This is a genomic window from Myxococcus sp. CA023 (assembly GCF_010998615.1).
GTDB lineage: Bacteria > Myxococcota > Myxococcia > Myxococcales > Myxococcaceae > Myxococcus.
In genome coordinates this window covers 164,178-188,898 of sequence record NZ_JAAEAH010000003.1, presented here as the reverse complement: position 1 = coordinate 188,898, position 24,721 = coordinate 164,178, and the positions used below count along the sequence as shown (strand labels likewise).

Below are 24,721 nucleotides of genomic sequence, written 5' to 3'. Positions count from 1 at the left end.
AGCCGCGAGGGACGTCCCTGATGCGGCTTGTGCCGCAGCTTCCTGACGCCGCCCTGTGCGAGGGCTTTGCACCACTGCGACACGGCTCCTCGGGTGACGCCGCACTCGTCCGCTACGTCTACTGGGCACCAACCCGATCTCAGCAGTGAAGCGGCGAACAGTCGCCGCTCCTCCATCTGCTCGGGCGTCAGCCTGAATGGCTGCTGCCCCATCACCACCACCCCCTTCATTGGAACAACCGTTCCGAGGTTTAGGGGATTCGTCGAGGCGGTTTAGACGTATCGCGTGCCGAAGAGCTGGAGCAGCTCCGGCTCGGTGCGCAGCAGGTCCAGCGTCAGCGCGGCGTGGCCGGGCACGTAGCCGTTGCCCACCACCATGGTGACATCCTTGCCCACGCCCTCGGCGCCCAGGGCCGCCGCGGTGAAGCTGGTGGCCATGGAGAAGAAGATGGCCGTGCCGCCGTCCTTCACCGACAGGATGGTGGCCATCTCCGTGTTGCCGACGCTGGCGCAGTTGACCACCAGGTCGCAGAGCTGACCGTCCGTCGCCTGGCTCACCGCTTCCATGACGTCCACGCCCTGAGTCGCGTCCACCTTCAGGGCCACGTCACACAGGCCAATGCCGGACAACAGGTCCAGCGCGCCCTGCGACACGTCGAGCGCCAGCAGCTTGCCCCGACTCTCCAGGTTGCGCCGCGCCTGCGCCAGACACAGCGCCCCGCTCTTGCCCGCGCCCAGCACCGCCACCGTCATGCCCGGCCGCACGTGCCGGGCCACCAGCGCGGGCGCGCCACACACGTCCAGCGCCGCGAGCGCCAACGTGTCCGGCATGTCCGTGGGCAGCTTCGCGTAGATGCCGCTGGCGAACAGGAGCGCGTGTCCGCGGATGTCCACGCGGTCGATGTCCGCGTGCACCGCCTTCACTTCTTCGATGACCAGGGGCGTCAGCGTCAGGCTCACCAGCGTGGCGATGCGGTCGCCCACCTTGAGCAGCTCGCGCGCGGGGTGCCTGGCGCCCAGCTCCTTCACGCGGCCAATCAACATGCCGCCCGAGCCCGTCACGGGGTTCTGCATCTTCCCCCGCTCACGGACAATTTCCTGGATGCGCTCGCCAATGCGCTTCGCGTCGCCGCCCACCTCGCCCTTGATCTGCTTGAAGGACGCGGCGTCAATGTTGAGGCTCTCCACGTCGATGAGCAGCTCGGACTCGCGGCACGGCAGCGAAGGATCCAACTGCTTCGCGCGCTGGGGCAGCACGCCCTTCTCGCCAACGACGCGAGACAGCCCGTAGAGGTCGATGCTCATTTTCCCGTCTCCCTGAAGGTTGTCGGGCGCCCGGCCCCGCCACGGCGGGGCGCACCCAGGGAGGCGTCTACCCGCTCGGGCAGGGAAAAGGCCAGCGCCACGTCACGCGCGATGGGCCGGGGCGTCCCCCAGCGGGCATCCCGACCACCGCGCGGCAGGCCCTGGCCCCGTGCGTCAGTCCTGCGCCAGGTTCGGCACCAGGACGGACAGCGAGCGCGCGAAGCGGTACGACACACCGGAGTGGCCGTCCTCGAACTCCTCGTGGACACGCTCCACGCCCGCGTTCTTGAAGTCCTCCGCGAGCATCCGCGTGCCCCAGCGGATGTTGAACTCGTCACGCGTCCCACAGTCCAGATACACCGTCTTCAGCTTCCGGAACGCGTCCATGAACTTGGGCACGAAGCGCACCGGGTCGTGCACCAGCCACCGGTTCCACACGTCCAGCCGCAGCCGGCCCGTGTTCGCGTCGAAGGGCAGCTCCACGTTGAGCGGCTCGCCCTTCTTCGGAGAATACGCGGCGGCCATCGCCAGGACGTTCACCACTGGGAAGTCGTCCCCGCGCATCTTCGTCTCACTCACGCGCGCCCGGAACTCGGCATGCCACGCTTCCACGCCGCCGGCCTTCAGCAGCGCCGCCGCGGCCTTCGGGAGGTCCGGCAGATAGCAGTATTCGAAGTAGGAATCCGCGGCGTGCGCGCCCACGTGGGAGAACAACTCCGGGTGGTAGCGGCCCATCACCAGCGCGCCGTAGCCACCGGAGCTGTGCCCCACCACGGCGCGCGAGGCCGCCTTCGGCAGGGTGCGGTAGGTGCGGTCCACGAAGCCCACCACGTCCTTGGTCAGGTAGTCGCGGTACCGGCCAATGGCGTCGCTGTTCACCCACTGGCTGCCGCCCAGCGACGTCCAGGCATCCGGGAAGACGCCGATGACGGGCGGAATCGCGCCCGACTCGACGAGCGCGTCCAGGCGCTGGGGGACGGTGGGCGCGAAGCCCGACGCGTTCGTCCACGAGCCGCCGCTGTTGCCGAAGGCATGCAGGAAGTAGACGACGGGGTAGCGCCGATCATCCGCGCCGTAGCCCGGCGGCAGGTACACGGTGAGCTTGCGGCGAGCCGGGTCCCCCAGCGGGTTCGACTCCAGCGCGGGCGACAGCAGCTCACTCGACTCCAGCAATCCATTCATCCGTGCATTCCCTTCATCGGGCCCGCGGCTACGCGCGCGAACCAGGTTGCTTCCCCAGCACCTTCATCACCGCCTGGAGGTCCTCCCAGGCCTTGCGCTTCTCCGCCGGGCTGCGCAGGAGGTACGCCGGGTGGAAGGTGGGCATCAGCTGGATGCCCTCGTAGGTGCGCCAGTTGCCACGCAGGCGGGTGATGGGCGTGCTGTCCCGCAGCAGCGTCTGCGCCGCGAACTTGCCCAGCGCAACCACCACCTTGGGCTGGATGGCGACCAACTGCGCGCGCAGGAAAGGCTCGCAGGCGGCAACCTCCTCCGGCTCCGGATTGCGGTTCCCCGGTGGCCGGCACTTCACGACGTTGCAGATGTAGACGTCATCGCGGCGGTAGCCCATCGCGCCAATCATCTTCGTCAGCAGGTCGCCGGCCGCGCCGACGAAGGGCACGCCCTGCAGGTCCTCGTGCTCCCCGGGGCCCTCGCCCACGAACACCAGTTCCGCACGGGGGTTGCCCGAGCCGAACACGAGGTTCTTGCGCGTCGAGCACAGCTTGCAGCGCTGGCAGTCGCCCAGCTCCCGGCGAATCTCGTCCAACGTCGGCCGCTCGCCGTTCGCCGCTCCAGGTAGCGCCCCAGCGGGCCGCGACGTGGGCGGCACCCGGGCCGGCGCTGCGACACCGTGTCCTGGAAGTCCCGCTGCAACTGCAGGCGCCACCGGGCCCGGCCGCTCCGGGCCGATGGAACGGGGCTCCGGTGCCTGGCTCGCCAGCGGCGGCCGGGGCAGCGGTGCCTCGGGGCGAGCAGGAGGCGCTGCGTCCGCGGCCCCCTGGGTCCGGGCGAAGCGGGCGCGCAAGGAGGGAGCCGAGCGTTGGAGCTCGAGCGCCGCCTTGGCATCAATCATCAGCACCCGGCCAGCGGCCTCCTCCTGCCAGAGGAGGTGGCGGCGCACATCGTCCAGCAGGGCGCTCAGGTCCTGCGAGGCCTCGGGCGTGTCATCAATCACGGTCCTGGATCGGTATCGGACGTAGCGCCCGTGCGCAAGGAAGCGGACGCCCGAGCCGGCTGTTCGCCTCCCGCCAGTGCAGTTCCAGGCCCACGCCCGGAGTCCTACCCCGCCCTGCCCCCAGTCATCCGCCCTGGAGGCGCCCCGGGCCCACGCTATCTTGCGCCCCCAACCCGGTGTCGCGCAGCGAGGAGCCGCCATGGAGCACCAGAACCCGGATTACCGCCAGGACACGGAGGACCTGTTCACAACGGCCGCTTTCGTCATGGACCTGGGCATCCAGCCCGTGGACATCCGCCCGGGCGAGGTGGAGGCCCGGCTGGTGGTGCAGCCCCGTCACCTGCAGCAGGACGGCGTCATCCACGCCGGTGTCCAGGCGACGCTGGCGGACCATACGGCGGGCGCGGCGGCCTTCTCCGTGGTCCGCAAGGGTCAGCGGGTGTTGTCCACCAGCTTCTCCGTCCACCTGCTCCAGACGGCGTCCGGTGAAGAACTGCGGTGCAAGGCCCGGGTGCTGCGCGCCGGCCGCCGGCTCATCGTCACGGAGTCCGAGGTCCACGCCGTCTCCGGCGGCACGCCCCGGCTCGTGTCGAAGACCACCGTCACCCTCGCGGTGATGGAGCCCCGCTAGGACGGTGACACGAGCAGCAGCTCGATGAGGGCCTGCGCCACCGCGTGCTTGCTGCCCTGGAGTTCATGCTGCGCGCCCGAACGCGTGAGCACCGTCACCCGGTTGGTGTCCGTTCCAAAGCCCGCGCCAGGGGCCGTCACGTCGTTGGCGACAATCGCGTCCAGCCCCTTGCGCTCCAGCTTGTCGCGCGCGTGCGCCACCACGCGCTCCGTTTCCGCCGCGAAGCCCACCAGCACCGGCCGCTTTGGCTGTCCCGCCACCTTGCGGGAGGCCTCCGCGAGCACGTCCGGCGTGCGCACGAGCGTCAGCGTCTCGGGCGACGTCGAAGCGCCCTTCTTCACCTTCTGCGGCGCGCGCGTCTCCGGGCGCCAGTCGCTGACCGCCGCCGTGGCGATGAACGCATCCACCGTGCCCACCCGTGAGAGCACCTCGCGCGCCATGTCGTCCGCGCTCACCACGTCCACGACGTCCAAGCCGCCGCGCTCCACGGTGCCCACGGGACCGAGCACCACTGTCACCGCGGCGCCCAGGGTCCGGGCCGCGTGCGCGAGCGCCATGCCCATCTTCCCCGTGGAGGGATTGGAGATGAACCGCACCGGGTCCAGGAACTCGCGCGTGGGGCCCGCCGTCAGCAGCACCCGCTTCCCCGCCAGTGGGCCAGCGCCCAAACGCACCGCGACCGCCTGGACGATGGCTGGAACGTCCGCCAGTCGCCCCTCCCCCACGTCACCACAGGCCAGCATCCCCGCGCCGGGGCCCACGCGCGAAAAGCGCGGATAAGCCAGCAGGGCCGCCAGGTTCTCCTGCGTCAGGGGGTTGTCCCACATGGCCACGTTCATCGCCGGCGCCAGCACCACCGGCCCCCGGAAGGCGAGCAGCGACGTCGTCACGGCGTCGTTCCCCATGCCCGCGCGGATGCGCGCCAGCAGGTCCGCGGTGGCCGGCGCCACGACGAACGCCTCGGCCCAGCGCGCGAGGTCCAGGTGGCCGAAGTTCCCCTCCTGGGCAGGGTCGAAATAGTCCGTGAGCACAGGGTGCCCGCTGAGCGCCTGGAAGGTGAGCGGGGTGACGAACTGGCGCGCGGACTCCGTCATGGCCACCCGCACCTCGGCGCCTGCACGCGACAGCTCCCGCACCAGCTCGCAGGCCTTGTACGCCGCGATGCCGCCACCCACGCCAACGACCACCCGGCGGCCTTTCAGAGTCGTCACGTCCATGCGGCTTCCTAATGCGCGGGGAGGCGGGCTCGCAACCGTCCCGGCAGGGCCTCAGTGGGCCATCATCACGACGTCACTGCTCGAAGGCACATCCACGACGCGGACCTCCGGTCCGCCTGGGGTCTCCACGTGGAAGTTGCCCCACACCAGTGTGTACCGCCCGGGCCGCAGGCCGCTCAGGCGGACCTGCTCCGACCGGGGCTGGTACACGAGCTGCGCCCAGCGCGAGCGCATCAACGCCACCGCCGGAGGATTGCCCACCGCCCCCAGCTCTCCTGCGACGACCCACAGCGCCCGGCCCCGCTCCGGCTTCACCTGGACGGCCAGCGACGCGGTGCCCGGCGCCGGGCCCAGGTCCAGCGACATCTCCGAGCCGCCAACCTGCACCACCAGCGCCGGCTCGCCAGAGAACTCCCGGTTCGCGCCCAGTGCGAAGCGGTAGTTGCCCGGGGAGACCTCCACGCTGTAGCCGCCATCCGGCCCGGTGACGATGGTGAGCGGTTCGCTGCGGTCCGCGTTGACGGCCTCGACCTCGAAGCCCGCCGCGGGGCTCCCGTCCTGGCGGTACACCCGGCCGCTCAAACGCGTGGCCTGCCGCAGCTTGAGCTCCACCGGCCCCCGCGCGCCCCGCTCCAACGACTGGGTGGCGCTCAACCGCCCCTTGCGCGCCGTGAGCGAATAACGCGTCACATAGGGCGGGCTGGCCACCGTGAAGGTGCCGTCCGGCCCGGAGAGCACGGAGTCGTCACAGACGTCGCACGACACCACGGCATCTGGCACCGGCCCGCCGCCCTCGTCGACCACGCGGCCCGACACACCCGGCAGCTTCTCCAGCACCAGGTCTCCCAGGTCGGACGAGGCCGGGCGATCCACCATCAGCGGCTCGTAGCCCGCCGCGTCCACTGACGCGATGACGCGGTCACCCGCCGTGGGCAACGGCAGCTCGAAGCGGCCATCCGGTGCATTCACATCGTGCTCGTCCACGCGAAAGCGGCGCACCGGCTCACCGTCATCGCCCATGACGCGCCCGCGATAGACGTCGCGCTTCTTGAGCACCACTCGCACCGGAGGACCACCCGCCTTGCCCTCGGCGCGCTCGACCTGGTCATAGCCCGGGTGCCTCACCTCCAAGCGGTAGCCCCGGTCCGGCCGCAGCGCCCGGAACTCGAAACGGCCGCTCGCGTCGGACTGCACGGGCTCCGCGCCACGGGGCACCACCACCAACGTGGCGCCCGCTACCGGCGCGTTCTGCCCGTCCACCACCTCGCCACTGAGCGGCGCTCCAGGCTTCAGCTGCGCCTCCAGCTTCAGCGACTGCCCATCCGTCAGCGTCACCTCCCGGCGCTCCGACGGCTGATAGTCGGGATGGGACGCCATCATCGAATACGTGCCCGCGGGCATCCCGCGCATCGGGACCATGCCATCCGAGCCGGACGGCCGGTCACTCCGGAAGATGCCTTGCTGCTCAACCCACAGCACCACGTCCGCGCCTTCCACGCGGCGGCCCTCGGCGGAGACTGTCACTTCCAACGACGCGCGAGGCTCCAGCGCCAGTTGCACGTCGGTGGCCGGCGCAGTCACTTTCAGCTGGCCACCGCCCCACTCCGAGTGGTGCGCATGAAGCTCGTAGAGCCCCGGCGTGGGCACCTGCGCGATGAAGCGCCCTTCCGCATCCGCCAGCGTCGACGCGCCTGTGGGCTGCACCAACACGGACACGCCCGGCGCGGGCCGGCCATAGACATCCAGCACCTGCCCGCTGATGACGGTGGCGCGCTCCATCTCCAGTTCGAGCGCCGTCTCCCCTGGCGTCACCTTCGCGGGCAGCTGCGCATCACGGAAGCCCTCGGCCTGCCCGGTCAGCACGTAGGTGCCCACCGCCAGGGGGCCCAGCGTCACCAACGCGCCGGTGCCACCGCGCTCCTGCCGGACAACCTCCCCCGTCGGCATGCGCAACAGCAGCTCCGGTTGCGGCACGGGCTGCCCATCTTCATCCACCACCGTGACGAGCAGGCTCCCCGCTTCCTCCAGCGCCAGCGTCACCTGGGTGACGCGCTCGTCCAGCGTCAAGACGCGGGGCACGGACGCCAGGCCCTTGGCCTCCGCGGTCACCACCAATTGGTCGGGATACAAGCCGGTGAAGCGCACCGGCGTGCCGTCCGTACGCAACTCCCGCGACAGGTGGTCCGCGCGCAGCCGCACGAGCGCGGCCGCGGGGGAACCGTTTCGGGTGACGCGGACCTCCAGGGTGCGCGTGGGCGTCAGCTTCAGGCGCACGGACTGTGGCCCCGCCTCCACCTGGGCCCCCACCGCGGGCAGGTACCCCTCCGCCGTGGCCAGCACATAGAAAGGCCCTTCGCCCAGGCCCGTCAGGGTGAAGCGGCCATCCGCTCCGCTCGTGGACTCGAAGGGCAGCGGCGCCCGCCGCGACATTCCGTGCACGTGAGCCCCGGCCAAGGGCCGGCCGGCTTCGTCCACCACCTGCCCCACCAGGGTGCGCAGCGGCGGCAGGTACAGTTCCACCGGGTCTCCAGGCGCGGCCCGCTCGCGGAGCGCGACGCCCAGCCCTGGCGCGCGGGCCCACACGGAGAAGGACACGCCAGCCAGTTGCTCGAAGCGGAAGCGCCCTTCCGCGTCCGTGCTGACCGTGGCTCGCGGCGTCAGAAAGCCCTGCTGCTGCTCGAAGAACGCCAGCGTGTGGAGCGCCGTCTCACGCGCCGGGCAGGACAGGAGCGCCTGGCCACACGCATCACAATGAACGCCCAGGAGCGTCCGCTCCGCGCTGGCGGCCAGGAACACCTCCGCGCCCGCGACGGGACGACCCGAGGCGTCCAGCACACGTCCCGTGAGCGCCAGCCCCTCGCCCGCGGAGGCCACGTCCACGGCGGCGAACTCCGGCAGGGCCTTGCCAGTGGCGGCGTGCGTGTCGCGAGCGGCGGACCCCGTCTCCGTGCCGGGCCACAGCCACACCACCCCTGCCGCGAGCAGGGTCGCCATCACGCCTATGACAATCCAGTTGCGCATGCGCAGACGGCGCGGACGTTAGCCCGGGACCGGGCGCGGAACGGCCGATTCCCCCTGAAAATTCCGGACGCGTCCTTTCCCGGACGCATGGGCGAGCCACGCCTACAGCTTGTCTTCGAGGTCATCCAGGCGCTTCTCGACCCGCTCGAAACGCTCCTGGGTCGAATCCGCCATGGAAGTCAGCAACCGGGCCATGCGGCCTGCGTGGGCATCCATCCGGCTCATGCGTCCCGACACGGAACGCAGCCCCACGATCATGGACTCCACGGTCGACATCATCGTCTCCATGTTGCCCATCATGGAGTCCATGTTCGACTGCATGGCCGTCATGTTCGACTGCATGGCCACCATGTTCGCCTGCATGGCCGCCATGTTCGCCTGCATGGTCACCATGTTCGACTGCATGGTCGCCATGTTCGACCGCATGGTCGCCATACCGGCTCGCATGGACCCCATGCCCATCGCCATGCCTTCGACGTCCCCCTGCGTCGCCCTCAGCTCCTGGCGCAGCTCAACCACCTCGCCCAGGAACTTCACCACCACGTCGCCGCCCACCGCCCTCGCCATGCGTCGCCCTCCGACAACGGAACGGCGCGAACGTACCTGGGGCGTCTGACGTGCTTGGGATTTCGGACGAAGCTGCTTCGGTCGACGAGGGGCCATGACGCGTCCTCCTACTCCTCGGCGAACGGAGCAATCGCCTGGGCCACGGCCAGTTCCTGCCGTGCCTCGCTGAGCTCCGAGTTGGTGGCGCGAAGCCGGTCGCTGAGCACCTGGACGAAGCTCCAGAGCATCTTCACCGCGAGGATGGACTCGCGCTTCATCAGGCCCATCAGGTCCGGCCGCGAGATGACCATGGTGCGCGTGGGCTCCGTCGCCCGCACAGTCGCTGAACGCGGCGCGTTGTCGATGAGCCCCATCTCTCCGAAGTGGCCACCCGCGCGCAGCTCGGCGATCTCCACGCCGTTCTTCTCGATGGCCACCCGACCCCGGATGACGACGAAGAGCTCCTCGCCCGGCTGCCCCTCCACCACGATTTCACGCCCCGCGGGATACGTGCGCGTGGTCGCGATGGACAGCACCGCCGTCTGCTCCTTGTAGGTGAGGTGACGGAAGAGCGGAATCTTGCGCAGCGCCTCCATGCGCGACTGCGCTTCGCTCGACTCCTCGCTGACGGTGGAGCCCTCGCCCGCGACCTTCACCACCACCGCGGTGATGTTGTCCTTGCCACCGCGCTCGTTGGCGACGTCGATGAAGCGCTTGGGCAGGTCCGCGGGCGCGATGCCAGAGATAAGTGGAAGGACCTCCTCGTCCTCGACATAGCCATGCAGGCCGTCCGAGCAGAGGATGAACATGTCCCCGGGCACCAGGTCCACGATGAGCGTGTCGACCTGGACGGACTCCTGGATGCCCACCGCGCGGGTAATCACGTTGCGGTACTGCGAGTTGGCGGCCTGGTCCTTGGTAATCGTGCCGGCCTTGAGCTGCGCGGCGACCAGCGTGTGGTCCTCCGTCAGCCGGTGACACTGGCCATGCCGCACCAGGTAGACACGGCTGTCACCCACATGGCCGATGACGCCCTTGTTGCCGCCCACCGCGAGGCACACGAACGTCGTGCCCATGCCGCGCTTGGTCGCATCCGACATCGCGGTCCGGTAGATGTCCGCGCACGCGCGCTGGACGGCCACCTCGACGAGCGCCGCCGCCGCGGAGCGGCTGTCCGGCGTCGGGTTGATGCCCAGGTCCTTCAACAGATGACGGTTGGCGGAGATGTGCTGCTTGACGACCTCCGTGGCGCGGTTGCTCGCGACCTCGCCGGCCGCGTGACCGCCCATGCCGTCAGCCACCACGTAGAGACCGAGTGCCGCATCCACCAGCATCGCGTCTTCGTTGTGCTGCCGCCTGCGGCCGACGTCGGTCAGTCCAAAAGCTTCTGTGGTCAAGGCCACCGCGAACACTCCCGTGTGTGACAGAGGGCGACTCCGCACGTTACGCAGGCCCACGAAGACGTGGCAAGGCTCAGGGAGCCATCCTCACAGCCAGCATCCGCACAAAACCGCTGGTCGTGTAGAAGCCGACCTCCACCTGGCCGAAGCGCAACCGAGCCCCATCCGCCACCGGAACGGCCTTCCGGGGCACGAGGCGGACGCCCCCGGCCCAGGAGCCATTCTTGGACCCGGCATCCGTCAGCAGGAAGCCCGCATGGCCTTCCTCCCGGCTGAACCAGGCGTGGAACCGGGACACGCTCCCGTCGTCCAGGACCACGTCGTTGTTGCCCGTCCGCCCCACGGTGATGCCCCGCCCGAAGGCGTTCGTCCGCGATTTCACGACAGGAAACACCAAGGGCCCGCTGGCCCCCAGCGTGGGGCTCCCCGCGTTCGTCACCGTCTTCAGACGGTACTCCTCCCCGTCCCCGCCGCTGCCTTCCTCCGTCGCTGGAGTGAAGACGAGCAGCGCGGCTGGCAGGTTCCGCTCGAAGACTTCTCGGTTGCGGAGGTATCGCGACACATGGGCGCTGAGCGGCTCGGGCATACGCGGCGTGCGAACAGGGTGCTCGCAAGCCACACTCTACGCAAAGCCTAGCGCCAATCCACGAACAACCCGACCATCGGGCCACCTACGAAGAAGCGGCCAAGGCTGCGGCGCTTGTAGCCAAATACCTCGGAATACCCCACAGCGAGCCCACCGGCGATGTCCCCGAACTGGTAGCCCAGGTGGACGCGGCCCTCGATGAGGCCCGCCACGCGCCGGTCCTTCTCCAGCCCACCGTCGAAGTCCGCGCCGTAGAAGACGGGACCGCCGGTGACCTGGAAGCCCCAGTGCACCTGGCCGGGCAGATGGTTCCGGTAGCCCACACCCAACTGCGGGCTGTGCTGGTAGAACGACCGCACCGCGTTCTGCGGCTTACCCTCCTCGGCATCGGGGAACGCGAGCCCCCACGACAGGCTGCCCTCCAGCAGCAAGGCGAAGGCGTCCTTGCGGTCCTGGTAGAAGGTGAACTGCCACTGCACCTTCGTCTGGGAGGCCACCAGGCCATCCTGGGCGCTGACACCCAGAAGCACGCCGCGAGGCGCCCAGGCGGGCGTCGGAGAGCGGTGCTCCGGAGGCCGCTGCGCCTCCTGTGCGCCCGCGGAAGAGGCCAGACCAAGAACACCAACCAGCAGAACGGGAAGCTTGCGGAGCATGGGAGCCTCTTCCCGCCATGGCGCGGCCCGCTTGTCAACGGACTGTTCGTTTGGTTATGACACGCCTTTGTTACCTTCGGATGGGCTCAGGCCGGGGATGTCCTCCCGGAACCGCTCGCCGCGGGGCACAAGGAGCGGAACCCCGCATGCCAGTCGTGACAGTCCGGGCCGGAAACAAACAGCGCCCGGGTAGGTTCGACGTACTCGTCCGCAAGACCACGGAGAAGGTCTCCGACCTGCTGGAAGAAAGTGACCGGGTGCTCGTGGTCTACGAGCAGGGCTGCGCGAGCCTCTACTACGAGCGCGAAGGCGACATGCCCCGCCCGCCCACGGTGAACCGCCCTTCCTGAGCGCGGTTCGCCGGCGGCCCTTCGCTACACCGCGCGCCGGCGCAGGGGCATCGTGAGGCACCGGACGCTGCCGTTGCCCCGCTCCAGCGCCTCGATGTCGACGCTCGCCACCTCGATGCCGGCCTCCTTCGCCAGAGGACGAAGGCCCACCGAGGCGCTCTCCGAGGCGAGAATCAGGTTGGGCCCCACGTAGATGAAGTTCGACATGAAGCCGCTCTCCCCTTTCGGCTCGAAGGGGATGACGCGGCGGCCCCGACTGGCGAAGTAGCCGTCAAAGGGCTCCCAGTGCGGCGCCACGCCCTGGGCGAACACCTGGATGGGCGTGTGGCGAAGAAAGGCCCGCGCCACCACCGCCTGCGGCCCGAGCACGTTGAAGGCCAGATCCAGGTGGATGATGCCCAGGCTCTCCGGGATGCGGACGACGGCGGCCTCGCGGAAGCCCGAACGCCACGCCAGCTCCAGGAAGGGTTGAAGCGCTCGCGCGTCGCTGCGCAGCCCCACGTTGACCAGCAACCGCTCCGCGTCGAGCACGAAGACGTCCCCGAACTCGATGCGCGCGGACGTCGCGACCTCGTCGCTCGACAGCTCCGGCTGGAGCTGCGACAGCGCGCGGTGCGCCACGTCGAACTCCGCCAGCCGCACGGGAAAGGCCGCCGTGCCCGTCACCAGCTGACGCCCGAGCACCGCCGCGGTGTCGCGGACAAACACCCGGTTCACCGTGGTGTCGCTCACCGCGCGCTCGCGCTCCGGTAGCAACTCCCACAGGTCAATCGTCTGGCAACCGAGGCGCGTCAGCGTGTCTCGCAGCCGGCCAAAGGCGTCCTCCGCCTCACTGCGAGTGACAGGCCGCATGAAGCCGACCGCCGCCGCCTCCTCCGCGCTGGTGACGTCCAGCGCCGCGGGCCGGAACACCGCCACGCAATCCAACTGGCCTGATTCGGACCAGCACTCGAACTCGCTGAACGCCATCTGCAAGCACCTGTCGTCACAGCGGTGAGTCAGCCCGGACTCCTGGCGCCGAGACCCCACCTGGAAAGCGCCAACCCTGCCGGAGCGCTGGCACCAGAAATTTACCTCGGAACCCCGTCAAGACTAGTCGGATTCAAAACGATTTCATAATAATCCAGATCTGCAGGATTACACTCCAGGTCCGTGATTTTCCATGAAGTCATCTTTTGGTGTCTCACAGGCCCCTGTGGATTCCCCTCTGGTCTCCGGTGTGTCCGGAGACCGCACGCGCGATGAAATCGCGGCGTGGCTTCGGGCCTACGTCGCGGAGTCCGCCGAGCTCACGCACGAAGAGGTCGACCCCCAGGAACCCTTCGTTCGTTACGGGCTGACGTCGAAGGACGCGGTGTTCTTGTCGGGTGAGTTGGCGGACTGGCTGGGCCGCGACGTGTCGCCCACCATCCTGTGGGAGCACGCCACCATCGACGCGCTCAGCCAGGCGCTCGGCCGTGGCACCGAGCCCGTGACGCATGCGCCCGCGACGCCTGTCACCGAGGCCGCGCAGGACGAAGCCATCGCGGTGGTGTCGCTGGGATGCCGCTTCCCGGGAGCTCCGACGCCAGAGGCATTCTGGGCGCTGCTCCAGCGCGGCGGGGATGCCATCACCGAAGTCCCCGCGGACCGTTGGGATGCGGCGAGCCTCTACGCATCGGACCCGTCCACGCCCGCGACGATGAACACGCGATGGGGTGGCTTCCTCGAAGACGTCGGCGCGTTCGACCCGCTCTTCTTCGGCATCTCGCCTCGCGAAGCCGTGCGGATGGATCCGCAGCAGCGCCTGCTCCTGGAAGTCGCGTGGGAGGCGCTGGAGCGCGCGGGACAGGCACCGCAGGAACTCCAGGGCAGTCGCACGGGCGTCTTCGTCGGCATCAGCACCAGCGACTACGCGCAGCGACAGTTCGGCGACCGCTCCTTGTTGGATGCGTACGCGGGCACAGGCAACGCGCACAGCATCGCGGCCAACCGGCTGTCGTACGTGTTGGGCTTGCGCGGTCCGAGCATGGCCGTGGACACCGCGTGCTCATCGTCGCTCGTCGCGGTGCACCTGGCCTGTCAGAGCCTCCGCGGCCGCGAGTGCGACCTGGCGATGGCGGGCGGCGTCAACCTCATCCTGTCGCCCGAGCTCACCATCGCCTTCTCGCAGGCAGGGATGATGGCGGCGGATGGACGCTGCAAGACGTTTGACGCGTCGGCCGATGGTTACGTGCGCTCCGAGGGCTGCGGCATCGTCGTCCTTCAGCGCCTGTCGGACGCGCTGGCCTCGGGCGCCCCCATCCTGGCCGTCATCCGCGGCTCGGCCGTGAATCATGACGGGCTCAGCAACGGGCTCACCGCGCCCAGCGGCGCCGCGCAGCAGGACGTCATCCAGCAAGCCCTCCGTCAGGCCCGCCTGTCACCAGGACAGATTGGCTACATCGAAGCCCACGGCACGGGGACGCCGCTGGGCGACCCGATTGAACTGGCGGCACTGAGCGCCGTGCTGTCTCCGGGGAGGACGGCGGAGCAGCGCTGCTTCATCGGCTCTGCGAAGAGCAACATCGGCCACCTGGAAGCGGCGGCCGGCATCGCGGGGTTGATGAAGACGGTGCTGGCCCTGGAGCACGGCGAGATTCCGCCACAGGTCCACCTGCGCGTACTCAACCCGCACATCGCCTTGGATGCGTACCGATTCCCGATTCCAACCCGCCGGGAGCCTTGGCCCCAAGCGCCCGGCGCGCGTGTCGCGGGAGTCAGCGCCTTCGGCTTCGGTGGAACCAACGCCCACGTCATCCTGAGCGAGCCTCCGCCGCGCCCCGCGGATGCACCTCGCGTCCCCGAGCGCGACAGCCACGTCCTGACTCTGTCGGCCCGGAGCGATGCGGCCCTGCGGAACATGGCCCGGCAGTACCAGGAGCACCTCCTACGGCCAAACGCCCCCGCGCTGGCGGATGTCTGCTTCACCGCGAACACCGGCCGCAATGCGTGGCCGCATCGGCTCGCGCTCACCGCGAACTCCCATGCGGAGATGGCGTCGCGGCTCGAGTCCTTCGCCCAAGGGCACGCCGTGCCCGGACTGCATCAGGGCGAGGTGCAGCGTGGCGCCGCGCCGCGAATCGTCTTCCTGTATCCCGGCCAGGGCACCCAGTACCCCGGCATGGGACGGCAGCTGTTCGACAGCGCGCCCGTCTTCCGTGAAGCCCTGGAGCGCTGCGACGCGCTTCTCCGTCCACACCTGGAAGTCCCGCTGCTGTCGGCGCTGTTTCCGACGACGGACGCCACCGCGCAGCTCATCCACCAGACGCGCTACACCCAGCCGGCGTTGTTCGCGCTGGGCCATGCCCTGACGGAGTTGTGGCGTTCGTGGGGCGTGGTGCCCGACGCCGTCATGGGCCACAGCGTGGGCGAATTCACGGCCGCGCACGCGGCGGGCGCGCTCGGGCTGGAGGAGGCGCTGGCCCTGCTGGCCACCCGCAGCCGGCTCATCCAGGCACTGCCCCAGAACGGCGCCATGGTGGCTGTCCTGACGGATGAAGCCACGGTGCGCATGGCGCTGGAGGGCGAGCCCCTGGTGGACGTCGCCGCCATCAACGGGCCCAGGCACGTCGTCATCTCCGGTGAGCATGAAGCGGTCCAGCGCATCTCCACGGCGCTACAGGCTCAAGGTATCGAGTCGCGACCGCTCACCGTCTCCCACGCGTTCCACTCGCCGCTCATGGAGCCGATGCTCGATGGCTTCGAGCAGGTGGCCCGCGTCCTGCCCGCCCACGCGCCGCGACTCCCGCTCATCTCGAATGTCACGGGCGAGCGCATGTCCCAGGCCCCCGACGCCGCCTACTGGCGACGGCACGCGCGCGCGCCCGTCCAGTTCTTCAAGAGCCTCCAGACGCTGACGCAGGCGGGGCCCGCGCTGTTCATTGAGATGGGCCCGCACGACACACTGCTCGGCATGGCGAAGCGCTGCGTTCCCGAGAGCGCGAGCCTGTGGCTCCCCAGCCTGCGGCGTCAGCAGGATGCCTGGGAGACGCTGCTCGGCGGCCTCGGTGCGCTGCACACGCGCGGCGTCGCCGTCCCATGGAGCGCAGTGGACGCGGACCACCCGCGACGGCGAGTCCCGCTGCCCACCTATCCCTTCGAGCGCCAGAGGTACTTGCTGGACTCCGCGCTCCCCTCCCCTGCCCACAGCCCGACGATGATGACCCAGACCTCTGCCGCAGCGCCCGTCGTGTCACGCAAGGAGCGAATCCTCACGGAGCTCCGCGCGGTCGTCGCCTTGCTGCTTCAGGCCCCTCCCGAGAAGCTCGACCCGCGCATGTCCTTCCTGGAGATGGGCGCCGACTCCCTCGTGTTGCTGGACGCCATCCGCAACGTGGAGAAGCGCTTCGGCGTGAAGCTGGCCATCCGTCAGCTCTTCGAGGAACTGACGACGCTGGACGCACTGGCGAGCCACCTCGACCAGACGCTGCCCACGAGCTTCGCCCTGAGCTCCGCGCCAGCCGCGACGAGTATTCCCGCGCCGCTCCCCATGAGCGCGCCTCCCGCCGCCGCCGCGAACACGCTCTCCGCGCCTCCGGGAAGCGTCGTCGAGCAGCTCATCCAGCAGCAGTTGCAGCTCATGGCGCAGCAGCTCGCGCTCCTGGGCGGACGTCCCTCTGCGCCGCAGCAGTTTCCCGTCGCGGCGCAGGAAGCCCCCGCCCCCAAGGCCGTGCCCGCGAACACCGCGAAGGCTGGAGGCGCGTCACCCTTTGGCGCGGGGCCCAAGTCCGGCACGCCCGAGCGTGAGCTCCCCGCGGTACAGCAGCGTCACCTGGACGCGCTCATCGCGAAGTACACCGCGCGCACGAAGCGCTCGAAGGAAGCAGCCGTCCGCTACCGGTCGAAGTGGAGCGACGTGCGGTGGCTGATGAACTTCCGCGCCGAGCTGAAGGAGGTCTGCTACCCCATCGTCAGCGTGCGTTCGAAGGGCTCGCGGGTCTGGGACGCGGACGGCAACGAGTACATCGACTTCTCCATGGGCTTCGGGGTGCACCTGTTCGGTCACACCCCGCCCTTCATCATGGAGGCGCTGCAACAACGTCTGGCGGAAGGCATGGAGTTGGGACCCCAGTCGGACCTGGGCGGGCAAGCCGCGGAGCTGCTCTGCGAGCTGACCGGGATGAAGCGCGTCACCTTCTGCAACTCCGGCACGGAGGCAGTGATGACGGCGCTCCGGCTGGCGCGCGCCGCGACGGGCCGCACGAAAGTCGTGATGTTCACCGGCTCCTACCACGGCCACTCCGATGGCACGCTGGTGGTGGGGCGCATGGTCAACGGCGAGCCCCAGTCGCTGCCCATGGCGGCGGGCGTGTCTCCCAAGGTCGTCGAGGACGTCCTCGTGCTGCCCTACGGCGAGGACCGCACGCTGGAGCTCATCCGCGAGCACCTTCACGAGCTGGCGGGCGTCCTCGTCGAACCCGTGCAGAGCCGCCGTCCCAATCTCCAGCCACGGGCCTTCCTCCAGGCGTTGCGGACGATGACGCGTAAAGCAGGCGTGCCCCTCATCTTCGACGAGGTCATCACTGGCTTCCGGCTCCATCCGGGTGGCGCTCAGGCGTGGTACGGCATCGAGGCGGACCTGGTCACCTACGGCAAGGTGCTCGGTGGCGGCATGGCCATTGGCGCCGTCGCGGACCGCGGCGGATTCGTGGACCGCATCGACGGAGGCGACTGGAACTACGGTGACGCGTCCTACCCCGCTGTCGAGACGACCTTCTCCGCGGGCACGTTCTGCAAGCACCCGCTGACCATGGCGACCACGGTGGCCACGCTGAGCCACCTCAAGGCTCAGGGGCCCGCGCTCCAGGAGAATCTGAGCCGCCGCGCCGCGGGGCTGGTCGCTCGTCTCAACGACATCTTCCAGCGCGAGCAGGCGCCCATCGAGGCGGTCCACGGCGGCTCGGTGCTGCGCTTCTCCGCCGCGGGCAACACCAGCTACCTGTACCAGTCGCTGGAGATGGACCTGTTCTTCTGCCACCTCATCCAGCGCGGCATCTACATCTGGGAGGGGCGCACGTGCATGCTCTCCACCGCTCACTCGGACGAGGACCTCGACACCATCGTCCGCGCCGTCACCGAGACGGTGGCGGACATGCGCGCGGGCGGATTCTGGCCACGCACCACACCGCCCGAGCCCACCCGCGTCGAAGCGCGCACGTTGCCGATGACGGAGGCGCAGCGGCAACTGTGGGTGCTCGCCCAGATGAACGCCGGCGGCTCCATCTCCTACAACCTGTCAATGAGCCTGCGGCTCGAAGGCGTGCTCCAGCCCGAGGTGCTCCAACGCGCCATCCAGCACGTCGTCGACCGGCATGAAGCCCTGCGCATCCACATCCACGAGTCCGGCGAGCAGCAGACCGCGGCCGCTTCGCTGGCGCTTTCCCTGACGTTGCACGACCTCTCCACCCTGCCCGCGCCGGATCAGGCCGAGCGCCTCTCCGCCTGGTACGAGCAGGAGAGCAACACGCCGTTCGACCTGCACCGCGGTGCGCCCTTCCGCGTCAACCTGCTGAAGCTCGGTGCGCAGGAGCACGTCTTCGTCCTCACCGCGCACCACGTCGCGGTGGACGGCTGGTCGCTGGGTGTCATCGTCCGCGAGATTGCCGCGCGCTACACCGAGCTGCGGGGAGGCAAGAGCACCCCGCCTCCACCCGCGATGCAGTGGGGCGAGTACGTGCAGTGGCTCCAGCAGCAGGCCGGAACCAAGGAGCAGACGGCCCACGAGCGCTTCTGGCTGAGCCGGCGCGTGGAGACGATGCCCGCGCTGGAGCTGCCCATCGACTATGGCCGCCCCGCGCACCGCAGCTATCGGGGTGCCCGGGAGACGCTGCGACTGGACCGCGCCACCACCCAGTCCCTGCGGGAGGCGGCGGCGCAGCAGCAGTCCACACTCTTCATGCTGCTGCTCTCCATCTACACCACGTTCCTCCACCGCCTGACGGGCCAGGATGACGTCCTGGTGGGCATCCCCACCGCGGGCCGGGGAATGGAGGGCAGCGAGGGGCTGGTGGGCTACTGCTCGCACCTGCTGCCCATCGCCAGCCACGTTCAAGGCGAGCAGACGTTCTCCGAATACGTCCAGGGCCTCAAGCAAGTGCTCTGGGAGGCGTATGAGCACCAGGACTATCCCTTCGCCCTGCTCATCAAGCGCCTGGGACTGCCGCGCAGCACGAGCCACACCCCGCTCGTCAGCGTCACGTTCAACCTGGAGCGCCCCCTGGGGAACCTCCAGATGGACGGCCTTCGGACGCACTTCGTCCCGCAGCCCGTGCGCTACGCCGCCTTCGACCTGAGCCTGAACGTCATCGACGCCGAGGACGGACTCGTCCTCGACTTCGACTACAACACCGACCTGTTCGAAGCGGCGACGCTGGTCCGCTGGGCTCAGGGCTTCCGCACGCTGCTGTCAGGCACGCTCGAGCAGCCGGAAGCGCGCGTCGCCGACCTGCCGATGCTCACCCCGGCCGAGCGCCGCAAGGTCCTGGTGGCGTGGAACCAGAACCAGGTGGGCTACCGGGAGGATCTGCTCACTCACCAGTTCATCGAACAGCAGGCCGCCGCGAGGCCCGGCGTGCACGCGGTGGAGCTGGACGGCCAGTGCATCACCTACGCCGACTTCAACCAGCGCGCGAACCAGCTCGCGCACCACCTGCGCGGCCTGGGTGTCGGACCGGGCGTGCTGGTGGGCGCCTTCATCGACCGCTCGCCGGAGATGCTGGTGACGTTGCTGGCCATCCTCAAGGCCGGTGGCGCCTACGTGCCGCTGGACCCCGCGCACCCCGTGGAGCGGCTGCGCTTCCTGCTGGACGACGCGCGCGCGGCCGTGCTGGTGACGAAGCAGTCCCTCGCGGAGCGGCTGCCCGCGCACACCGCGAAGGTCGTCCACCTGGACACGGACGCCGTCACGCTGGCGTCTCGCCCCACTGAGAACCCGCCCAACACCGCGACGGCCACGTCTCCTGCCTACGTCATCTACACGTCCGGCTCCACGGGTGAGCCCAAGGGCGTCGTCATCAGCCACGGCCAGATGGCGGTGCACTTCCAGGACATGCAGCTCCACTTCGAGCTGACCGAGCGCGACCGCGTGTTGCAGTTCGCCTCGTTCAACTTCGACGCGTCCCTGGAGCAGATTCTCCCGACGTTCATGACGGGCGCCACGCTGGTCCTGCGCGGCAACCAGGTCTGGACGCCCGAGGAGCTGGCCCGCCGCGTCGTCGAACAGCGGCTGTCGGTGATGAACTTCCCCACGGCGTACTGGCAGCAGCTCACGCAGAGCTGGGCCGAATCGCCGCCGGCCATCGGTGCCCATGACTTGCGGCTGGTCATCATCGGCGGCGACACCGTGCTGCCCAAGGTGCTGGAGCTGTGGCAGCACGGCCCACTGGGCAACGTGCGCACGCTCAATGCCTACGGCCCCACTGAGACGCTCATCACCGCGACCACGTTCGACATCCCCAAGGGCTGGAGCGCACCGCGCGTCCCCATCGGCCGGCCGCTGTCGAACCGCCCCTGCTACGTGCTGGACCGGCATGGCGCGCCCGTGCCCATCGGCGTGGCGGGCGAGCTGCACATCGGCGGACCGCTGGTCGCGGCGGGTTACCTCAACCGCCCGGAGCTCACCGCGCAGCGCTTCGTGCCGGACCCGTTCAGCGACGACCCGGCGGCGCGCCTCTACCGAACCGGAGACCTGGTCCGTTACCGGCCTGACGGAACGCTCGAGTTCCTGGGACGCAGCGACCACCAGGTGAAGGTGCGCGGCTTCCGAATCGAGCTGGGAGAAATCGAGTCCGCGCTGAGCGCGCACGAGCACGTCCAGGAAGTGGTCGTCACGGTCCGCGAGGAGCCGGGCGCGCTGGCCGGACATGACAAACGACTGGTGGCCTACGTGGTGCCCTCCGCGCAGGGCAGCGTGACACCCGCCGCGCTCCGCCAGTTCCTGCTGGAGAAGTTGCCGGACTACATGGTCCCCGCCTTCTTCGTCCTCATGGAGGCCATGCCTCTGACGGCCAGTGGGAAACTGGACCGCAAGGCGCTGCCCGCGCCCGACCCGGAGGCCAGCGCGCCCACGCGTCCCTTCGTCGCACCGCGCACGCCCACCGAGCAGACCCTGGCGGATGTGTGGATGAAGGCCCTGCGCCTGCCTCGCGTGAGCATCCACGACGACTTCTTCGAACTGGGCGGTGACTCGCTGCTGGCCACGCAGGTGGCCTCGCGACTGCGGGACGCGCTCAAGGTGGAGCTGCCGCTGGAGCGGCTCTTCAAGCAGACGACCATCGCCGGGCTCGCGGAGCACGTGGACACCGTCCTGTGGGCGTCACGTGCAACCGAGGACACCAGCGTCAGCGGCGCGAGCCGTGAAGAGGGGGAGCTGTGAACACGATCGACGGACTGTTGACCCGGCTGCGCCAGCACGACGTGCGACTGTGGATGGAAGGCGAGCGCCTGCGCTTCAACGCCCCGCCGGGTGTGATGACACCCGACCTGCTCGGAGAGATGAAGTCCCGCAAGGAGGAGCTGGTCTCCTTCCTCCAACAGGTGGGGCAGTCACTCCAGAGTGCCGCGGACCTCATCCCCGCCGGCCCTCGCGATGGAGCGCTGCCGCTGTCGTCCGGCCAGCAGCGCATGTGGTTCCTGGAGCAGTTCCAGGGGCCCAGCGGCGCGTACAACATGCCCGCGGCGCTGCGGCTCGAAGGCGCCCTGGACATCGCCGCGCTTCAGCGGAGCCTGGACGAAATCGTCCGCCGTCACGAGGTGCTGCGCACGAGCTATGGGCAGCATCAGGGCAAGCCCTTCCAGCGCGTCTTGCCGCCCGCGTCCGTGACGATGCCCGAGGTGGACCTCCAGCACCTCCCCGCCGACGCGCGTCAGGCCGAGGTCCGGCGGTGGGCGACGGAGGAGTCCAGCCGGCCCTTCGACCTGTCACGAGACCTGCCCCTGCGGTTGTCGCTGCTGCGGTTGGACCCACGCGAGCACGTGCTGCTGCTCACGCTCCACCACGTCGCCTGCGACGGTTGGTCCCTGGGCGTCCTCATCCGCGAACTGGCGGCGCTCTACCGAGCGTTCAGCACGAGCGAGCCCTCTCCGCTTCCCGAACCCACCCTTCAGTACGGTGACTTCGCGCGCTGGCAGCAGGAACGCGCCACCCGTGGCGACCTCCAGCCGCACCTCTCCTGGTGGCGCGAACACCTGGCCGGCGCCCCTGCTCTGCTGGAGCTGCCCACCGACCGACCGCGCCCCGCGAACCAGCGCTTCCACGGTGCGACCCATCGCTTCACCGTGCCGGCGGAGCTGACCGCCCGGCTCAAGCAGCGGAGCCGCGAGGCAGAGGCAACGCTGTTCATGACGCTGCTGTCCGCGTTCAGCGTGCTCCTGTCCCGCAGCAGCCGGCAGGAGGACCTCGTCATCGGCACGCCCATCGCCAACCGGGTGCCCCAGACGGAGCCCCTCATCGGCCTCTTCGTCAACTCACTGCCGCTGCGGCTCCAGGTGGACGGCGCGCGCCCGTTCTCCGAGCTGCTGGCCCGCGTGCGTCAGGACACGCTAAGCGCCTACGCGCATCAGACGCTGCCCTTCGAGCAGCTGGTCGAAGCGCTCCAGCCCGCGCGTGACCCGAGTTACTCCCCACTGTTCCAGGTGCTGTTCACGCTCCAGAACACGCCGTCCGAGGTCCTCTCGCTGTCCGGCCTCACGCTGGAGCAGCTGGAGTTCGAGAGCGGCACCACGCAGTTCGACCTCTCCCTGTCGATGGCGGAGACGGCGCAGGGGCTGGTCAGCGAGCTGAACTACAACACCGACCTGTTCGATGCGGCCACCGTCGAGCGGATGTCCGGCCACCTCCTCACGCTGCTCGCGGCCATCGCGGAGAACCCCACCCGGTCCGTCAGCGACCTGCCCCTGCTGACCGGGCCTGAGCGACTGCGACTGCTGCGGGAGTGGAACGACACCGCGCTCGACCTGCCCCTACCCCTGCCCGGCAGCCTCCACGGCCTCTTCGAACGGCAGGCCGCGCGCCGTCCGGACGCCACCGCCGTGCGCTTCGAGTCGCGCGCCCTGACCTACCGGGAGCTGGATGAACAGGCGAACCGGCTGGCGAACCACCTGCGCCAGCTCGGCGTGGAGCCGGGGCACCGCGTGGGCATCTTCCTGGAGCGCTCGGTGGAGCTGCTCGTGGGTTTGCTCGGCATCCTGAAGGCGGGCGCGGCGTATGTGCCGCTGGACCCGCTGTATCCGCCGGACCGGTTGGCGCACATCCTGGATGACAGCGGCGTCTCACTGCTACTGACGGAGCCGGAGCTGGCCGCACAGGTCCCCGCCTATCGTGGCAAGCGCATGGTGCTGGCCGAGGCCTCCGGCGCCCCTACGACGCCGCCCCAGGTGACGCTCGCGGGCACGAACCTGGCCTACGTGCTCTACACGTCCGGCTCCACGGGCCGCCCGAAGGGCGTGGCCGTGCCGCACGCAGCGGTCGTCAACTTCATGGCGTCCATGCAGCGGGCGCCTGGGATGACCGACCAGGACACGCTGTTCGCCGTGACGACGGTGGCCTTCGACATCTCCGTGCTGGAGCTCTTCCTCCCCCTGACCGTGGGCGGCAACGTCGTCATCGCCAGTAGCGAGACGGCCGTGGATGGCACCCGGCTGATGCGGGCGCTGGTGGAGAGTGGCGCCACGGTGATGCAGGCAACGCCTTCCACGTGGCGGATGCTGCTGACGCTGGCGTGGAAAGGCAGCCCCACGCTGAAGCTCCTCTGCGGTGGAGAGGCGATTCCGTCCGAACTCGTCGAGCCGCTGTGCTCGCGCGGCGCGTCCCTGTGGAACATGTACGGCCCCACGGAGACGACCATCTGGTCCACCACCACGCGCCTGGAGCCGGGACGCCGCATCACCCTGGGCCGCCCCATTGGCAACACGCAGGTGTACGTGCTGGACGCGGCCATGCAGCCGGTGCCCATGGGCGTGACGGGCGCGCTGTACATCGGCGGACACGGCGTGGCGCAGGGCTACCTCCACCGTCCGGACCTGACGGCGGAGCGCTTCGTGCCGGACCCCTTCGGACAGGTACCGGGCGGGCGGCTCTACGCCACGGGTGACCTGGTGCGCGCGCTGCCAGACGGCACGCTGGAGTACCTGGGCCGCGGCGATGGACAGGTGAAGTTGCGCGGCTATCGCATCGAGCTGGGAGAGATTGAAGCCCGGCTGGCGCAGGTGCCTGCCGTCCTGGAAGCCGCAGTGAAGCTGTGGGACGTGTCGGGCCACGCGGAGCTGGTCGCCTACGTGCGCCCCGGCACCGAGCCCGCCCCCGAGGCGCTGACGATCCGCCAGCACCTGGCCTCTCACCTGCCGGCGTACATGCTGCCGAGCCACTTCGTGACGCTGGAGTCCTTCCCCCGGACGGCCAACGGCAAGCTGGACCGCAAGTCGCTCCCCGCGCCATCGGCGAACCAGCGCGCCTCGGCGGCCTACGAGGCGCCGCGCACGCCCACGGAAGTCCAGCTCGCGGCCATCTGGCGCGACGTCCTCGCGGTGGAGCAGGTCGGCGCGCGTGACAACTTCTTCGACCTGGGAGGCCAGTCGATGAAGGCCGTCCAGGTGGTGGCGCGCATCCAAGAGTCCTGCAAGGTGGACGTGTCACTCCGCGTCCTCTTCGAGCACCCCACGCTCGACGCCTTGGCGAAGCACCTGGAGACACTCCAGCAGCCCGGTGCGCCCGCCGCGCCTCCGCCGTTGGTGGCCCGGCCCCGGCAGGCCCGCCGCGTCCAGGCCGCGACGCGCGCCGAGCTGAACCTCCCTGACTCGACTTCTTCGAAGAAGGAGTAG

The 24,721-nt window shown here is 69.6% G+C and carries 15 protein-coding genes; 4 read left to right on the top strand and 11 right to left on the bottom strand.

The features are described 5' to 3' along the window. The 4 genes from F8M74_RS01840 to F8M74_RS37440 all read right to left on the bottom strand — a co-directional run. Positions 1-176 (bottom strand): helix-turn-helix domain-containing protein (locus tag F8M74_RS01840; RefSeq protein ID WP_228560965.1); only part of this gene is annotated, 176 nt, incomplete at its 3' end. Between the two features lie 96 nt (positions 177-272). Then, positions 273-1,304 (bottom strand): L-erythro-3,5-diaminohexanoate dehydrogenase, encoded by a 1,032-nt coding sequence (locus F8M74_RS01835; protein ID WP_141259106.1) that lies wholly within the window; start codon positions 1,302-1,304, stop codon positions 273-275. A 174-nt stretch (positions 1,305-1,478) separates the two neighbouring features. After that, positions 1,479-2,486, bottom strand: a complete 1,008-nt coding sequence (locus F8M74_RS01830) for an esterase family protein (protein WP_141259105.1) — start codon at positions 2,484-2,486, stop codon at positions 1,479-1,481. Positions 2,487-2,514: 28 nt separating this feature from the next. After that, positions 2,515-3,480, bottom strand: a complete 966-nt coding sequence (locus F8M74_RS37440) for a uracil-DNA glycosylase family protein (RefSeq protein WP_171410580.1) — start codon at positions 3,478-3,480, stop codon at positions 2,515-2,517. 199 nt (positions 3,481-3,679) lie between these two features. Here F8M74_RS37440 and F8M74_RS01820 point away from each other — a divergent pair, with 199 nt between their 5' ends. Beyond that, complete coding sequence (locus tag F8M74_RS01820) at positions 3,680-4,111, top strand: PaaI family thioesterase (RefSeq protein WP_141252760.1); 432 nt, start codon at positions 3,680-3,682, stop codon at positions 4,109-4,111. On the opposite strand, the gene coaBC is transcribed toward F8M74_RS01820, so the two are convergent. The 6 genes from coaBC to F8M74_RS01790 all read right to left on the bottom strand — a co-directional run bounded on the left by coaBC (position 4,108) and on the right by F8M74_RS01790 (position 11,534). Next, positions 4,108-5,328 (bottom strand): bifunctional phosphopantothenoylcysteine decarboxylase/phosphopantothenate--cysteine ligase CoaBC, encoded by a 1,221-nt coding sequence (gene coaBC / locus F8M74_RS01815; RefSeq protein ID WP_141252761.1) that lies wholly within the window; start codon positions 5,326-5,328, stop codon positions 4,108-4,110. The two genes, F8M74_RS01820 and coaBC, sit on opposite strands and share 4 nt — an antisense overlap. A gap of 51 nt (positions 5,329-5,379) precedes the next feature. Then, a complete protein-coding gene (locus F8M74_RS01810) occupies positions 5,380-8,349 on the bottom strand; it encodes a carboxypeptidase regulatory-like domain-containing protein (RefSeq protein WP_141252762.1) in 2,970 nt (989 codons plus the stop codon). A gap of 102 nt (positions 8,350-8,451) precedes the next feature. Further along, complete coding sequence (locus F8M74_RS01805; RefSeq protein ID WP_141252763.1) at positions 8,452-8,916, bottom strand: hypothetical protein; 465 nt, start codon at positions 8,914-8,916, stop codon at positions 8,452-8,454. A 107-nt stretch (positions 8,917-9,023) separates the two neighbouring features. Beyond that, positions 9,024-10,307 (bottom strand): Stp1/IreP family PP2C-type Ser/Thr phosphatase, encoded by a 1,284-nt coding sequence (locus F8M74_RS01800; protein WP_141252820.1) that lies wholly within the window; start codon positions 10,305-10,307, stop codon positions 9,024-9,026. A 61-nt stretch (positions 10,308-10,368) separates the two neighbouring features. Further along, positions 10,369-10,881 (bottom strand): FHA domain-containing protein, encoded by a 513-nt coding sequence (locus tag F8M74_RS01795; protein ID WP_171410133.1) that lies wholly within the window; start codon positions 10,879-10,881, stop codon positions 10,369-10,371. 47 nt (positions 10,882-10,928) lie between these two features. Next, positions 10,929-11,534 (bottom strand): hypothetical protein, encoded by a 606-nt coding sequence (locus tag F8M74_RS01790; protein WP_141252765.1) that lies wholly within the window; start codon positions 11,532-11,534, stop codon positions 10,929-10,931. A 146-nt stretch (positions 11,535-11,680) separates the two neighbouring features. Between F8M74_RS01790 and F8M74_RS01785 the strand changes: the two genes are divergently transcribed. After that, on the top strand, positions 11,681-11,884 hold the full coding sequence (locus F8M74_RS01785) for a hypothetical protein (RefSeq protein ID WP_141252766.1): 204 nt from the start codon (positions 11,681-11,683) through the stop codon (positions 11,882-11,884). Between the two features lie 24 nt (positions 11,885-11,908). Here the strand turns inward: F8M74_RS01785 and F8M74_RS01780 are convergent, their stop codons facing one another. After that, on the bottom strand, positions 11,909-12,853 hold the full coding sequence (locus F8M74_RS01780) for an arginine deiminase family protein (RefSeq protein WP_141252767.1): 945 nt from the start codon (positions 12,851-12,853) through the stop codon (positions 11,909-11,911). 226 nt (positions 12,854-13,079) lie between these two features. Between F8M74_RS01780 and F8M74_RS01775 the strand changes: the two genes are divergently transcribed. After that, complete coding sequence (locus F8M74_RS01775) at positions 13,080-21,278, top strand: non-ribosomal peptide synthetase/type I polyketide synthase (protein WP_228559495.1); 8,199 nt, start codon at positions 13,080-13,082, stop codon at positions 21,276-21,278. Then, on the top strand, positions 21,275-24,721 hold the full coding sequence (locus F8M74_RS01770) for a non-ribosomal peptide synthetase (RefSeq protein WP_141252769.1): 3,447 nt from the start codon (positions 21,275-21,277) through the stop codon (positions 24,719-24,721). Before F8M74_RS01775 ends, F8M74_RS01770 begins: the two co-directional genes overlap by 4 nt.

What these genes read in the sequence shown, in the direction of transcription:
- F8M74_RS01835 (WP_141259106.1), bottom strand. Translation starts at nt 1,304, where the DNA reads ATGAGCATCGACCTCTACGGGCTGTCTCGCGTCGTTGGCGAGAAGGGC.
- F8M74_RS01805 (WP_141252763.1), bottom strand. Translation starts at nt 8,916, where the DNA reads ATGGCGAGGGCGGTGGGCGGCGACGTGGTGGTGAAGTTCCTGGGCGAG.
- F8M74_RS01820 (WP_141252760.1), top strand. Translation starts at nt 3,680, where the DNA reads ATGGAGCACCAGAACCCGGATTACCGCCAGGACACGGAGGACCTGTTC.
- coaBC (WP_141252761.1), bottom strand. Translation starts at nt 5,328, where the DNA reads ATGGACGTGACGACTCTGAAAGGCCGCCGGGTGGTCGTTGGCGTGGGT.
- F8M74_RS01785 (WP_141252766.1), top strand. Translation starts at nt 11,681, where the DNA reads ATGCCAGTCGTGACAGTCCGGGCCGGAAACAAACAGCGCCCGGGTAGG.
- F8M74_RS01830 (WP_141259105.1), bottom strand. Translation starts at nt 2,486, where the DNA reads ATGAATGGATTGCTGGAGTCGAGTGAGCTGCTGTCGCCCGCGCTGGAG.
- F8M74_RS01790 (WP_141252765.1), bottom strand. Translation starts at nt 11,534, where the DNA reads ATGCTCCGCAAGCTTCCCGTTCTGCTGGTTGGTGTTCTTGGTCTGGCC.
- F8M74_RS01810 (WP_141252762.1), bottom strand. Translation starts at nt 8,349, where the DNA reads ATGCGCAACTGGATTGTCATAGGCGTGATGGCGACCCTGCTCGCGGCA.
- F8M74_RS01780 (WP_141252767.1), bottom strand. Translation starts at nt 12,853, where the DNA reads ATGGCGTTCAGCGAGTTCGAGTGCTGGTCCGAATCAGGCCAGTTGGAT.
- F8M74_RS01795 (WP_171410133.1), bottom strand. Translation starts at nt 10,881, where the DNA reads ATGCCCGAGCCGCTCAGCGCCCATGTGTCGCGATACCTCCGCAACCGA.